General features: G+C 68.2%; 13 protein-coding genes. 7 read left to right on the top strand and 6 right to left on the bottom strand.

The features are described from left to right. Positions 1 to 53 precede the first annotated feature (53 nt). Together ACFVX6_RS39250 and ACFVX6_RS39245 are read right to left on the bottom strand one after the other, a co-directional pair. Complete coding sequence (locus ACFVX6_RS39250) at positions 54 to 542, bottom strand: glutathione peroxidase (protein ID WP_389699377.1); 489 nt, start codon at positions 540 to 542, stop codon at positions 54 to 56. A 106-nt stretch (positions 543 to 648) separates the two neighbouring features. Beyond that, the gene (locus ACFVX6_RS39245) at positions 649 to 1,584 is read right to left on the bottom strand and encodes a hypothetical protein (protein ID WP_389699376.1); all 936 of its coding nucleotides are present in this window, start codon (positions 1,582 to 1,584) and stop codon (positions 649 to 651) included. 267 nt (positions 1,585 to 1,851) lie between these two features. Here ACFVX6_RS39245 and gcl point away from each other — a divergent pair, with 267 nt between their 5' ends. Continuing rightward, the gene (gene gcl / locus ACFVX6_RS39240) at positions 1,852 to 3,633 is read left to right on the top strand and encodes a glyoxylate carboligase (RefSeq protein WP_389699378.1); all 1,782 of its coding nucleotides are present in this window, start codon (positions 1,852 to 1,854) and stop codon (positions 3,631 to 3,633) included. A 76-nt stretch (positions 3,634 to 3,709) separates the two neighbouring features. On the opposite strand, the gene ACFVX6_RS39235 is transcribed toward gcl, so the two are convergent. The 4 genes from ACFVX6_RS39235 to ACFVX6_RS39220 all read right to left on the bottom strand — a co-directional run bounded on the left by ACFVX6_RS39235 (position 3,710) and on the right by ACFVX6_RS39220 (position 8,252). Then, a complete protein-coding gene (locus ACFVX6_RS39235) occupies positions 3,710 to 4,117 on the bottom strand; it encodes a TetR/AcrR family transcriptional regulator (RefSeq protein ID WP_389699375.1) in 408 nt (135 codons plus the stop codon). Between the two features lie 634 nt (positions 4,118 to 4,751). Then, positions 4,752 to 6,209 (bottom strand): catalase, encoded by a 1,458-nt coding sequence (locus ACFVX6_RS39230; protein ID WP_327309190.1) that lies wholly within the window; start codon positions 6,207 to 6,209, stop codon positions 4,752 to 4,754. A gap of 244 nt (positions 6,210 to 6,453) precedes the next feature. Next, positions 6,454 to 7,344, bottom strand: a complete 891-nt coding sequence (locus ACFVX6_RS39225; RefSeq protein WP_389699374.1) for a 2-hydroxy-3-oxopropionate reductase — start codon at positions 7,342 to 7,344, stop codon at positions 6,454 to 6,456. 74 nt (positions 7,345 to 7,418) lie between these two features. After that, complete coding sequence (locus tag ACFVX6_RS39220; RefSeq protein WP_243339126.1) at positions 7,419 to 8,252, bottom strand: TIM barrel protein; 834 nt, start codon at positions 8,250 to 8,252, stop codon at positions 7,419 to 7,421. A 181-nt stretch (positions 8,253 to 8,433) separates the two neighbouring features. Here ACFVX6_RS39220 and ACFVX6_RS39215 point away from each other — a divergent pair, with 181 nt between their 5' ends. The 6 genes from ACFVX6_RS39215 to ACFVX6_RS39190 all read left to right on the top strand — a co-directional run bounded on the left by ACFVX6_RS39215 (position 8,434) and on the right by ACFVX6_RS39190 (position 12,688). After that, the gene (locus ACFVX6_RS39215; RefSeq protein ID WP_250740545.1) at positions 8,434 to 8,685 is read left to right on the top strand and encodes a thiamine-binding protein; all 252 of its coding nucleotides are present in this window, start codon (positions 8,434 to 8,436) and stop codon (positions 8,683 to 8,685) included. Continuing rightward, entirely contained in the window at positions 8,682 to 9,080 is a 399-nt protein-coding gene (locus ACFVX6_RS39210) for a helix-turn-helix domain-containing protein (protein WP_389699373.1), read from the top strand. Before ACFVX6_RS39215 ends, ACFVX6_RS39210 begins: the two co-directional genes overlap by 4 nt. 154 nt (positions 9,081 to 9,234) lie before the next feature. Then, complete coding sequence (gene uraD, locus ACFVX6_RS39205) at positions 9,235 to 9,750, top strand: 2-oxo-4-hydroxy-4-carboxy-5-ureidoimidazoline decarboxylase (RefSeq protein WP_389699372.1); 516 nt, start codon at positions 9,235 to 9,237, stop codon at positions 9,748 to 9,750. 8 nt (positions 9,751 to 9,758) lie between these two features. Further along, positions 9,759 to 10,151, top strand: coding sequence for a hydroxyisourate hydrolase (uraH, locus tag ACFVX6_RS39200; protein WP_250740538.1), 393 nt, complete (start codon positions 9,759 to 9,761; stop codon positions 10,149 to 10,151). 1 nt (position 10,152) lies between these two features. After that, on the top strand, positions 10,153 to 11,076 hold the full coding sequence (gene pucL / locus ACFVX6_RS39195) for a factor-independent urate hydroxylase (RefSeq protein ID WP_327255912.1): 924 nt from the start codon (positions 10,153 to 10,155) through the stop codon (positions 11,074 to 11,076). Between the two features lie 208 nt (positions 11,077 to 11,284). Further along, a complete protein-coding gene (locus ACFVX6_RS39190; RefSeq protein WP_389699371.1) occupies positions 11,285 to 12,688 on the top strand; it encodes an 8-oxoguanine deaminase in 1,404 nt (467 codons plus the stop codon). Positions 12,689 to 12,865 lie beyond the last annotated feature (177 nt).

Below are 12,865 nucleotides of genomic sequence, written 5' to 3'. Positions count from 1 at the left end.
GTACGGGGCTGCGCGCGCAGCCCCGTACCGGCCCCCTCGGCTCCCAGGTGCTGCTAGGCGGGCAGCAGTGCCTCGATCGCCGCGATGACCTCGGCGGCCTCGGGCTCGGTGCGCGGGCGGAAACGGGCGACGACCTCGCCGGCGGGGGAGATCAGGAACTTCTCGAAGTTCCAGGTGATGTCACCGGCCTCGCCCTCGGCGTCCGGAACCTTCACGAGCTCCTCGTAGAGCGGGTGCCGGTTCTCACCGTTGACTTCGGACTTCTCCAGCATCGGGAAGGTGACGCCGAAGCCGGCCGCGCAGAACGTCTGGATGTCGTCGGCGTTGCCCGGCTCCTGGCCGCCGAACTGGTTGCAGGGCACGCCGATGACGGTGAAGCCCTTCTCCTCGTACTTGAACTGCAGGCGGGCCAGACCCGAGTACTGAGGGGTGAGACCGCACTGCGAGGCGGTGTTCACGAGCAGGATCGCCTTGCCCTTGTGCGCGGCGAGGCTGGTGGGCTCGTCGGACAGAGTGGTCAGCGGGATGTCGTACAGGCTCATCAAGCTCTCCTCGGCAGGCAAACACACGTCATACCCCCCGAGCCTAGGGCCTGTCGTCAAACTCCCGTCGTCGCCCGCGGGGCAGAAGGGAGTTTGACGACAGGCTCTAGGCCCCCATGCCGAGGAGGTCCTCCGCCGGGTCGTTGACCGGCTGGGGCATGCCCGTGAGGTCCATCACGAAGAGCGGTATCCCGAGGTCGTCCGCGCGGGAGCGGGCGTCTTCCGTATATCCGGCGAGGGAGAAGTAGACGCTCGTCGCGCAGGCCGTGAGCCCGTTCAGCCAGACGCACTCCACCGCCCGCAGCCCGGCCGGGGCCGTGGTCGGGTCCACCTGGGCGACCAGGCCGGGGGCCCGCAGGTCCACCGCCGTCGACGGGATCGGCCGCCCGTCGGGCTGGCGCACGTCCTGGAAGCCGAGCCAGCGCAGGTACAGCGCGGCGGTGACCACGGCGTCCCGGGCGGTACGGATGGTCACGGGCCGGAAGGCGGGGCGGGGCACCGGAGGGTCGGTGGCAGGGGGCGGGTCCGCCGGGGCATGCATCGGGCCGCGCGCCGGGCCCTGCGCCGGATCGGCTCTCGGGTGCGGTGCCGGGCCCGGCACCGAGGCAGCCGCACCCGGTCCCCCGGGCGACGCCGGCCGCCCGGGCACCTCCCCCGCGCGCGGGGGAGTCCGTACATCCCCACCGGAGACCCCACCCGAGGCCCCACCCGTGCCGGCACCCGTGCCGGCACCCGCAAGCGGCCCCCCGAGCGTCCCCGGAACCCCGCCCACCGGCTCCAGCGGATGCACCGGAACCAGTACGACCGTCCCGCACGAGGTGCACCCCACCTCCGGATGCGGCCACTCGCTCTCCCGCCCGCAGGCCCCGCACCGCACCGCGACCCAGCTCTGCGTCCAGGTGCGGTGGGTCAGCTCCCGGGGCGGCGAGGTCAGGTCCAGGGGAGGGGTGACCGGGTTCCCGCAGGCGCAGGGGAAGACCGGGGCGGCGTAGTCGTTCTCGCGCAGGCACGCCGGGCAGCGCACCGGTACCGCATCCGCCATGAGACCTGGGCCCCCTTCGTCGCTGTGCGTAGCCCCATGGTCCACCACCTGCCACCGGAGGGGTGGGCAGACCCCCGATTTTCAGTCGAGCCCTGGTTTTTCGTACAACTCACTGCCCAAGACGCGGCTTTTGGTGGGTTCCGGGGTGTCGTACCGCCTTGACGTTGCGGGGAGTCCCCGCTTAGCTTGTTCCGTATAGCAGAACAAAACTTCCGGATTACGGAAAAGCCTGACCCGCCAGACCCGCAGGAGAACTCGATGCCTCGTATGACAGCCGCCGCCGCTGCAGTGGAGATCCTCAAGCTCGAGGGTGTCGAACAAGCGTTCGGCGTCCCCGGTGCTGCGATCAACCCGTTCTACCGCGAGCTCAAGAACGTGGGCGGAATCGCGCACACCCTGGCCCGCCACGTCGAGGGTGCCTCGCACATGGCCGAGGGTTACACCCGCGCCAAGGCCGGCAACATCGGCGTCTGCATCGGTACCTCGGGCCCGGCCGGCACCGACATGATCACCGGCCTGTACTCCGCGATCGCGGACTCGATCCCGATCCTGTGCATCACCGGTCAGGCTCCGGTCTCGAAGCTCCACAAGGAGGACTTCCAGGCCGTCGACATCGCCTCGATCGCCAAGCCGGTCACCAAGAAGGCCACGACCGTCCTGGAGGCCGCGCAGGTCCCGGGCGTGTTCCAGGAGGCCTTCCACCTGATGCGCTCCGGCCGTCCGGGCCCGGTCCTGATCGACCTCCCGATCGACGTCCAGCTGACCGAGATCGAGTTCGACCCCGAGACCTACTCGCCGCTGCCGGTCTACAAGCCGAGCGCCACCCGCGCCCAGGCCCGCAAGGCCCTGCAGTTCCTGCTCGAGTCCGAGCGTCCGCTGATCGTCGCCGGTGGCGGCATCATCAACGCCGACGCCTCCGACCTGCTGGTCGAGTTCGCCGAGCTGACGAACGTCCCGGTCATCTCCACCCTCATGGGCTGGGGCGTCATCCCGGACGACCACGAGCTGGCCGCCGGCATGGTCGGTGTCCAGACCTCGCACCGCTACGGCAACGCGACGTTCCTCGAGTCGGACTTCGTCTTCGGCATCGGCAACCGCTGGGCCAACCGTCACACCGGTTACAACCTCGACGCCTACACCAAGGGCCGCAAGTTCGTCCACGTCGACATCGAGCCGACCCAGATCGGCAAGATCTTCGCCCCGGACTTCGGCATCGCCTCGGACGCCAAGGCGGCCCTGGAGCTCTTCGTCGAGATCGCCAAGGAGCTCAAGGCCGAGGGCAAGCTGCCCGACTTCAGCGCCTGGGCCGCTTCCGCGCAGGAGCGCAAGGCGACGCTGCTGCGCCGCACGCACTTCGACAACATCCCCATGAAGCCGCAGCGCGTCTACGAGGAGATGAACAAGGCGTTCGGCCCCGAGACCCGCTACGTCACCACCATCGGTCTGTCCCAGATCGCCGGTGCGCAGATGCTGCACGTCTACAAGCCGCGCAACTGGATCAACTGTGGCCAGGCCGGCCCCCTCGGCTGGACCATCCCGGCCGCCATCGGTGCCGCCACCGCGGACCCGGAGACCCCGATCGTCGCGCTGTCCGGCGACTACGACTTCCAGTTCATGATCGAGGAGCTGGCGGTCGCCGCCCAGCACAAGGTCCCCTACGTTCACGTCCTCGTGAACAACGCCTACCTGGGTCTGATCCGTCAGGCGCAGGGCGGCCTGGGCATCAACTTCGAGGTCAACCTCGAGTTCGAGAACATCAACACCCCCGAGCTGGGTGTCTACGGTGTCGACCACGTCAAGGTCGCCGAGGGCCTGGGCGTCAAGGCGATCCGCGTCACCGACCCGGACAAGCTGGGCGAGGCCTTCGAGACGGCCAAGAAGTGGGCCCAGGAGCACCAGGTTCCGGTCGTCGTCGAGGCCATCCTCGAGCGCATCACCAACATCTCGATGAGCAAGACGGTCGACATGAGCGACGTCACCGAGTTCGAAGAGGTCGCGACCGAGCTGGGTCACGCCCCGACCGCGCTCCGCAACACCCTGCCCGCCTAGTCCCATCAGGCTGGTCCAGCACCACCGAACGGCCCCCGTCCCTCCTCCAGGAGGAACGGGGGCCGTTCCGCGTTCCCTACGGGTCCCAGGTCCCGGAAGCGTCCCGCGGGGCGGAACGCCGGGGGACCGCGGCGGTGGCCCCGGCCGCCGGCTCCGCCTGGAACGGCATGTCCGTGCGCCGGCTGAGCGTGCTCTCGTGGAGCACCTTGTACAGGCCCGGGTTCTGGTGGGCCCACGTGCCCGGGAGGAGGATGCGCGCCCGGAGCAGGGCCGCCGGGTCCACCGAAGCCGCTTCCGCCCCTTCGATGCCCCGTACGAGGTCGTTCTGGCAGCGCTCCATGGCGGCCACGACGAGGGCGTCCCGGTCCGCGAAGTGGATGTAGACGGAGGTGGCGGCGATGCCCACCTCGCGCGCCACGGCACGCAGGGACAGCGCCTGGTCGTCCGCGAGTTGCTCCTGGAGGACGGCCTGATCGTCGAGCACGGGGACGTGATGCAGCCCGTACCCGAGGACGCCGAGAGCGAGAACGGGAACGGGGACGGGATGTTCTGATCCCCGGCTGCTCGACACAGCGCCGGGCATGACAAAGAGCCGAGTCACGGGACCGTCCGTGACTCGGCTCTTTGAGTGTGTGTTGCTTGTTACCGCCCGACGGTACGAGGCTGGCGCGACAGGACGTTCGCACCGCCGGGCGGAGTTGTGGTGGCGTCGGGCGGAACCCGACGGCCGGAGGTCGGCGCAGCCGGCCCGATGCCCGCGGAGCGGTGTGAGGGCGGCGTCCAGGAGAGGCCGTTCGCACCGCCGGGCGGAGTTGTGGTGGCGTCGGGCGGAACCCGACGGCCGGAGGTTCTCCTTCGCATACAGGGGGCTCTGTGCGTGGCCCCTATATAGAGGAGTGGTTTTGGCTGGGACCGTGGCGAACGGCGACGAGAACTCCGGCTTCGTCTCCCTCAGGTCAAGAGACGGGCCTCGGAACCCATTACCACCGCACTGGCTCGCACGCTCGCCACGGTCCTCGTCCTGCCCTCACCGCGTACCACCCCTCATCCGGGTCCGCGGTGTGGGCTCAGCACCCGGATCCTGACCTCCCGTCAGAATCCCGGCGCAGCTTGTGGGCTCAGGCGTCGCGCAGGGCGCGAACGGCCTCCTCGACGCGCTTGCCGTAGTCGGCGTCCGCGGCGTGGAAGTGAGCCAGGTTCTTCTCGATGACGTCCTCGAGGGTGACCTGAGACAGGCCGCCGGCGATGGTCGCCACCAGACGCTGCTTCTCGGCCTCCGACATCAGGCGGTAGAGCTCACCGGCCTGGAAGAAGTCGTCGTCCTTGGTGTGGGCCGGAGCCTCGTGGGTGCCCGTGTAGCCGGAGACGGCCTTCGGGGCGCCCAGCGCCAGACCGGTCTCGGCCGGACCCTGGTGCGAGTTGGGCTCGTAGTTCTTGTCGTGGCGCGAGCCGTTGCGCAGCGCCATGACGCCGTCGCGGCCGTAGTTGTCGGCCTTCGTCGCCTTCGGGGCGTTGACCGGGATCAGGGTGTGGTTCACACCGAGGCGGTAACGCTGGGCGTCGGCGTACGCGAAGAGACGGCCCTGGAGCATCTTGTCCGGCGAGGCGGTGATGCCCGGGACGAAGTTGTTCGGGGAGAACGCGGCCTGCTCGACCTCGGCGAAGACGTTGTCCGGGTTGCGGTCGAGGACCAGACGGCCCACGCGCTGCAGCGGGTAGTCGCTGTGCGGCCACACCTTGGTGAGGTCGAACGGGTTGAAGCGGTAGTCCGCGGCCTCGGAGGCCGGCATGACCTGGACGTAGAGGGTCCAGCTCGGGTTCACACCGCGCTCGATCGCCTGCAGCAGGTCGGTCTGGTGCGAGTTGGCGTCGGAGCCGACGAGCTCGGCGGCCTGCTCGCCCGACAGGCAGCGGATGCCCTGGTTCGTCTTGAAGTGGTACTTGACGAAGAAGGCCTCGCCCTGGGCGTTGGTCCACTGGTACGTGTGGGAGCCGTAGCCGTTCATGTGACGGTACGACGCCGGGATACCGCGGTCACCCATCAGCCAGGTGATCTGGTGCGTCGCCTCGGGGGCGTGCGCCCAGAAGTCCCAGACGTTGTCCGCTTCCTGCTTGCCCGTGAAGGGGTCGCGCTTCTGGGAGTGGATGAAGTCGGGGAACTTGATCGGGTCCTTGATGAAGAACACCGGGGTGTTGTTGCCGACGAGGTCGTAGTTGCCCTCTTCGGTGTAGAACTTCAGCGCGAAGCCGCGCGGGTCGCGGACGGCGTCCGCGCCACCCAGCGAGTCGGCCACGGTGGAGAACCGCAGGAAGGTCTCGGTCTTCTTGCCGACCGTGTTCAGGAACGCGGCGCTGGTGTACGCGGTGACGTCGTCGGTCACCTCGAAGTGGCCGTACGCGGCGGAGCCGCGGGCGTGCACCACGCGCTCCGGGATGCGCTCGCGGTTGAACCGGGCGAGCTTCTCGAGGAGCTGCTGGTCCTGGATCAGCAGGGGGCCACCGACGCCGGCGGTAGCGGAGTTCTGGTTGTCGGCGACCGGGGCGCCAGACTCGGTCGTCAGCGTGCGCTTCGACATGGTGACCTTCCGTACGGGGAACTGCTGACGGAAATCGTCTTCCGTCATGCGGAACAGACTAATTTCGGCATGAACGCGACGTCAACAGTTTGTTGAAATGAAAGTTGTGGGAGAGGTGATCCGGACGGTGCCGGCACTTGGGCGCGACAGGACAGGTGTCAGCACCGGCACCATCCGGAAACTCAGGGCCCCGCGAGCGGGGCGGGTGGCGGCCCTGTGAGCGGGCCGCCTATCGGAGCGGAGCTCAGATCTGGGCGCCGGAGAGGCGCTCGACCGCGCGGAGCAGCGCGGAGTGGTCCAGGCCACCGTCGCCCTGGGCGCGCAGCGAGGCGACCAGCTGGGCGACGACCGCGCCGACCGGGAGGGCCGCACCGACGTTGCGGGCGGCGTCGGTGACGATGCCCATGTCCTTGTGGTGCAGGTCGATCCGGAAACCGGGCTTGAAGTCGCGGTTCAGGAAGTTGGCCTTCTTGCGGGTCAGGACCGTGGAGCCGGCCAGACCGCCGTTGAGCACGTCCAGAGCGGCTTCGAGGTTCACGCCCGACTTCTCGAGGAAGACGACGGCCTCGGCGCACGCCTGGATGTTCACCGCGACGATGAGCTGGTTGGCAGCCTTCACCGTCTGGCCGGAGCCGTGCGGGCCACACAGGACGATGACCTTGCCGAGGGCCTCGAGGACCGGCAGGGCCTCGTCGAAGTCGGCCTGCTCGCCACCCACCATGATCGACAGGACGGCCTCGATGGCACCGGCCTCGCCACCGGACACCGGGGCGTCGATGACGCGGATGCCCTTGGCGGCGGCGTTCTTCGCCAGGTCGACCGAGGTCTGCGGGGTGATCGACGACATGTCGATGATCAGCGCGCCGGACTTGGCGTTCTCGAGGATGCCGTTCTCGCCGTACGAGATGGCCTCGACCTGCGGGGAGGCGGGCACCATCGTGATGATCACGTCGGCGTCCTTGACCGCGTCGGCGATCGAACCGGCGACGGCGCCACCGGCCGCGGCCAGGCGGTCCAGCTTGTCCTGCTCCAGCGTGAAGCCGGTGACCGAGTAGCCGGCCTTCAGGAGGTTCTCGGCCATGGGGGAGCCCATGATTCCGAGACCGATCCACGCGATCTTGGGGAGGTTGCTCATGATGAGGGTCCTTCTCTTAATGCTTCGTACGAAAAGTTCGTCTGGTGCCTGGCTGTTCGCCCGGACTTTTCCGCTTACTTCGCGGCGCGGGCCTCGGCGGGCAGCCACGCGAAGGAGGCGGCGGCGTCGGCGGCCTTGTACTCGAGGCCGACAAAGCCCTGGTAGCCGGCCTTCTGGAGCTGGTCGAGCAGCTCTTCGAGGGGCAGCTCGCCGGTGCCGGGGGCACCTCGTCCCGGCTTGTCCGCAATCTGGACGTGTCCGGTCTTGGCGGCGTACTTTTCGATGACCTCGGAGAGGTCCTCATCGTTCATCGCCAGGTGGTACAGGTCGAGCAGGAACTTGGCGTTCCCGAGGCCGGTGGCCTCGTTCACCTTGTCCACTACCTCGATGCCGGCCGGGGCGCTCACCAGCGGGTAGAGCGGCGACTCGGGCTTGTTCAGGGTCTCGATCAGGAGGATCGCGCCGACGCGGTCCGCGGCCTGAGCCGCCACGACCAGGTTCTTCAGCGCGAGCTCGTCCTGAACGGCCGGGTCCACGCCTTCGACGCGGTTGCCGTAGAGGGCGTTCAGCGCCTTGCAGCCGACCGAGGCGGCGAAGTCCGCAGCCACGTTGATGTTGGCGTTGAACCGCTCCGACTCCTCACCGGGAACCGATACCGCACCGCGGTCGGGGCCCGGCAGCTGGCCGGCGTAGAAGTTCAGGCCCACCAGCTGGGTGCCGGCGTCCTCAAGAGCGGTCTTGAGGGCGTCGAGCTCCTCCTGAGCGGGGGTGGGGGTCTCGATCCAGGGCCACCACAGCTCGACCGCCGTGAAGCCCGCTGCGGCAGCAGCCGCGGGACGCTCCAGGAGCGGGAGTTCCGTGAAGAGGATCGAAAGATTTACATCGAAGCGCTGGTCCGTGTATCCCATGAGGGGTGTGCGCTCCTTCCGTATTGCGGAAGTTAGTTTCTGCCTGATGGAAGACTGCAAGCAGGGCGGCCCGGTTGTCAAGTGCCGCCTCCCGAAAAGTCCGTCCCGCCCGTCTCCCGGCCGCCACCCCTCAACGAGGCGCTTTCGCGCCGCCCCTCCTGGTCCGGGTAGCTTGAGCGGCGTGCGATTGAGAGTGGAGTTCACGACCGAGCCCTTCGATCTAGAAGAGGCCCCTGCCCATGCCGTAGCCGCTCGCGAGGTCATTCAGACGGCCCAGCTGGACGCGGTGGATGTCGGCCCGTTCGGCAATACGGCCGAGGGGGAGTCCGAGGCGGTGTTGACCGCGGTCACCGCGCTGCTGCGGAACTCCCTGGAAGCCGGAGCCACGCGCGTCTCGCTCCAGGTCAATGTGATCGGGGAGGACACGCCATGACCGAGCCCCGGGACCACCCGTTCGTCGCCGCGGTCAAGCCGCTGGTGGACGCGATGGGCGGCGAGCTGATGGATCCGTCCCTGGCCCAGCCCGACGACGTCGTGCTCGCCTGGGAGGGTCAGGACCTGCTGGCCGTACGGCTTCCGCAGCTCTCCGACTCGCTGGACCACATCCTGGCGGCGCTGGAGCGCCGGCACGGCGTACCGTTGGCCCAGCTCGACCGGAAGTCCAAGCAGGACGTCGTGCGGATACTGGAGGCGCGCGGCGCCTTCTCGGTCCGGCACGGTGTGGAAACGGTCGCAGGGGCCCTGGGCGTGAGTCGCTTCACGGTCTACAACTACTTGAACAGGGACTCGAACACTCCCAAAGGGCCCACCGGGACCCACCCGGAGTGAATCCTGAATGACCCACCGTGACGAGCCGCCGCCCAATTCACCCGGGCGGCGGCTTTTGTGTACGGGAAGTTTCAACAAAGTGTTGACGCCGTGTTGTCGAGGGCGTTAGCTATGCGCAGCCCGTCAAAGCAACAACAGGCCACGGAGGCCTACCGTGACTTCGAGTCCGACCCCGGGTCTCACCCGGTTCAACGCCTTGGACGACAGCGCGGCCACGGCCGAGCTGCACGAGGTGTGTGCCAGCTCGGCATGGGGCAGCAAGCTGCTCGCCCAGCGCCCCTTCACCAGCGTCGAAACCCTGTTCTCCGCGAACGAGGCCGCCATGGCCGAGCTCACCGCGGAGGACCTGGGCGAGGCGATGGGTGGACACGCGCCGATCGGCCGGCCGAAGCCGGGAGACCCGACCTCCGCCCGCGAGCAGCGCGGCATGGCCGGTGCCTCGGAGGAGCTCAAGACCGAGCTCCTCGAACTGAACCTGGCCTACCAGGACAAGTTCGGCCACGTCTTCCTCATCTGCGCCACCGGTGCGACCGGTGAGTTCATGCGGGACGCGGTCAAGGTCCGGATCGAGAACTCGCCGGAACAGGAGCGGGAAATCGCTCGTGGCGAGCTCGTCAAGATCAACCGGATTCGGCTGACCCGTCTCGTGGAATCCGTAGAAGGAGAGTAAGACCGAGCATGAGCACTGAGACCACCGCGTCGGTGTCCACGCACATCCTGGACACCAGCATCGGAAAGCCCGCCGAAGGCGTCGCGATCTCCCTGTCGGCCCGTACGGGTCTCGACGGTGAGTGGGCGGCCCTGGGCGGATCCGCCACCGATGCCGACGGGCGCTGCAAGGACCTGCCGGCCCTGCCGGAGGGCACCACCCACGTGCGCCTCGACTTCGAGACCGAGACGTACTTCTCCAAGAAGCAAGCCGCCGAGGCACAGCAGGACGCCCCCCGCGTAAGGGACAGCGGTGCGTTCTTCCCCGAGGTCACCATCACCTTCGCGGTGAACCCGGGCGAGCACTATCACGTACCGCTGCTGCTCAACCCGTTCGGCTACTCCGTTTACCGAGGGAGCTAGCATGGCCACCATTCTGGGCCAGAACCAGTACGGCAAAGCAGAGAACCGCGTAGTCAAGATCACGCGGGACGGCGACACCCACCACATCAAGGACCTGAACGTCTCGGTCGCCCTTTCGGGCGACATGGACGACGTCCACTACTCCGGCTCGAACGCCAACGTCCTGCCGACGGACACCACCAAGAACACGGTGTATGCGTTCGCCAAGGAGTACGGCATCGAGTCCGCCGAGCAGTTCGGCATCCACCTGGCGCGTTGGTTCGTCAACAGCCAGGAGCCGATCCAGAAGGCCCGCATCCGGATCGAGGAGTACTCCTGGTCCCGGATCGCGACCTCGGACGCGAACTCCAAGTTCATCGGCTCCGACGAGGTGAACCACTCCTTCGTCCGCGAGGGCATGGAGACCCGGGTCACCCAGATCACGTACGACGGCAAGAACTGGGAGGTCATCTCCGGCCTCAAGGACCTGGTCGTCATGAACTCCACGAACTCCGAGTTCTGGGGTTACGTGAAGGACAAGTACACGACCCTGAAGGAGGCCTACGACCGCATCCTGGCGACCCAGGTTTCGGCTCGCTGGCGCTTCGCCTGGTCGGATGACGAGCAGCGGATGCCCAACTGGGAGAAGTCCTACGCCGAGACCCGGAAGCACATGCTCCAGGCCTTCGCGGAGACCTACTCCCTGTCGCTGCAGCAGACCCTGTACCAGATGGGTTCGCGCATCATCAACCACCGTTCGGAGATCGACGAGGTTCGCTTCTCGCTCCCGAACAAGCACCACTTCCTCGTCGACCTCGAGCCCTTCGGTCTCAAGAACGACAACGAGGTCTACTTCGCCGCGGACCGCCCGTACGGTCTGATCGAGGCGACGGTCCTCCGCGACGGCGTAGACGCCCGTATCCCCGTGGACATGACCAACCTCTGATGTGGCACGCGCGTCCCGGGGCTCCGCAGTGGCCCCGGGGCGGCGCGACACCCGTCGGCACGCTCAACACTTTCAACTTCCTGAATCGGCACCCGGACGCACCACACGGGGCGGCAGTACTGTCAGCTGTCAAGGCCCCCGGCTCCGGCACTCAAATCCCCTGGGTTTTGCCGTGCCCGCACCGCCACTGAAAGCACGAGGAAGTCCCATGGCAGCATCGGCAGCCAATGACAGCGCCGTAGAGCGCATCGTCATCGAAAACTGTGCGATTGCGACCGTTGACGCCAACGACACCGAGTACGCCTCGGGCCACGTGGTCGTCGCCGGCAACAAGATCGAGTTCGTCGGCGCGGGCAAGGCCCCCGAGAACCTCGAGAACGTCGTCCGCCGCATCGACGGCACCGGGCACCTCGTGACTCCCGGTCTGGTCAACACGCACCACCACTTCTACCAGTGGATCACGCGTGGTCTGGCCACCGACCACAACCTCTTCAACTGGCTGGTCGCGCTGTACCCGACGTGGGCGCGCATCGACGAGCAGATGACGTACACGGCCGCGCAGGGCTCCCTCGCCGCGATGGCCAAGGGTGGCGTCACCACCGCGATGGACCACCACTACGTCTTCCCCAAGGGTTCGGGCGACCTCTCCGGGTCGATCATCCGCGCCGCGTCCGAGATGGGCGTCCGCTTCACCCTCGCCCGCGGTTCGATGGACCGCAGCGAGAAGGACGGCGGCCTGCCGCCGGACCACGCGGTCGAGACCCTCGAAGGTGCCCTCGCGGACACCGAGGCGACCGTGAAGAAGTACCACGACTCCTCCTTCGACGCGATGACCCAGGTCGCCGTCGCCCCGTGCTCCCCCTTCTCGGTCTCCACCGAGCTGCTGAAGCAGGGCGCCGAGATGGCCCGCCGGCTGGGTGTGCGCATGCACACGCACGGCTCGGAGACCGTCGAGGAAGAGCAGTTCTGCAAGGAACTGTTCGGCATGGGCCCGACCGACTACTTCGAGTCGACCGGCTGGCTCGGCGAGGACGTGTGGATGGCGCACAGCGTCCACATGAACGACTCCGACATCGCCGCGTTCGCCCGTACCAAGACCGGTGTCGCGCACTGCCCGTCCTCCAACGCCCGACTGGCCGCCGGCATCGCCCGCGTCCCGGACATGCTCGCCGCCGGTGTCCCGGTCGGCCTCGGCGTGGACGGCACCGCCTCGAACGAGTCCGGTGAGCTGCACACCGAGCTGCGCAACGCGCTGCTGATCAACCGCCTGAACCCGGTCCACCGCGAGCGCGCCCTGAACGCCCGCCAGGCCCTGCGCCTCGGTACCTTCGGCGGCGCCCAGGTCCTCGGCCGCGCCTCGAACATCGGTTCGCTGGAGGTCGGCAAGTGCGCCGACCTGGTGCTCTGGAACCTGAACACCCTCCTGCACTCCTCGATCGCCGACCCGGTCACCGCGCTGGTCTTCGGTGCGGCGGCCCCGGTCACCGCGTCGTTCGTCAACGGCAAGCAGATCGTCGAGAACAACCGTCTGCTCTTCGCCGACGAGGACGCCATCGCCGTGTCCACTCGGGAAGAGGCCCAGCGCCTCGCGCGGATCTCCGCGCAGGCCTGATCCCACGGAGTCCGGCCGGGGGGGACGGCCCCCGGCCGGCGGGGGCGGGCGCCCGCCGGGGGCGGCGGCGGGGGTGGGGGGGGGGGGGCCCCCCGCCGAAGGGGTTACGGGGGGTTTGGGGACCGGCCCCGCAGGGGTACGCGTCACGACGTCACCGTCCAGGAGTCTGGGAGGGCC

Source organism: Streptomyces sp. NPDC058289 (assembly GCF_042880975.1).
GTDB classification, from domain to species: domain Bacteria; phylum Actinomycetota; class Actinomycetes; order Streptomycetales; family Streptomycetaceae; genus Streptomyces; species Streptomyces stoeckheimensis.
The sequence above is the reverse complement of the archived record's forward strand: the minus strand, read 5'-3'. Positions and strand labels throughout refer to the sequence as shown.

What these genes read in the sequence shown, in the direction of transcription:
- ACFVX6_RS39250 (WP_389699377.1), bottom strand. Translation starts at nt 542, where the DNA reads ATGAGCCTGTACGACATCCCGCTGACCACTCTGTCCGACGAGCCCACC.
- ACFVX6_RS39230 (WP_327309190.1), bottom strand. Translation starts at nt 6,209, where the DNA reads ATGTCGAAGCGCACGCTGACGACCGAGTCTGGCGCCCCGGTCGCCGAC.
- ACFVX6_RS39190 (WP_389699371.1), top strand. Translation starts at nt 11,285, where the DNA reads ATGGCAGCATCGGCAGCCAATGACAGCGCCGTAGAGCGCATCGTCATC.
- ACFVX6_RS39210 (WP_389699373.1), top strand. Translation starts at nt 8,682, where the DNA reads ATGACCGAGCCCCGGGACCACCCGTTCGTCGCCGCGGTCAAGCCGCTG.
- ACFVX6_RS39245 (WP_389699376.1), bottom strand. Translation starts at nt 1,584, where the DNA reads ATGGCGGATGCGGTACCGGTGCGCTGCCCGGCGTGCCTGCGCGAGAAC.
- gcl (WP_389699378.1), top strand. Translation starts at nt 1,852, where the DNA reads ATGACAGCCGCCGCCGCTGCAGTGGAGATCCTCAAGCTCGAGGGTGTC.
- pucL (WP_327255912.1), top strand. Translation starts at nt 10,153, where the DNA reads ATGGCCACCATTCTGGGCCAGAACCAGTACGGCAAAGCAGAGAACCGC.
- ACFVX6_RS39225 (WP_389699374.1), bottom strand. Translation starts at nt 7,344, where the DNA reads ATGAGCAACCTCCCCAAGATCGCGTGGATCGGTCTCGGAATCATGGGC.
- uraH (WP_250740538.1), top strand. Translation starts at nt 9,759, where the DNA reads ATGAGCACTGAGACCACCGCGTCGGTGTCCACGCACATCCTGGACACC.
- ACFVX6_RS39220 (WP_243339126.1), bottom strand. Translation starts at nt 8,252, where the DNA reads ATGGGATACACGGACCAGCGCTTCGATGTAAATCTTTCGATCCTCTTC.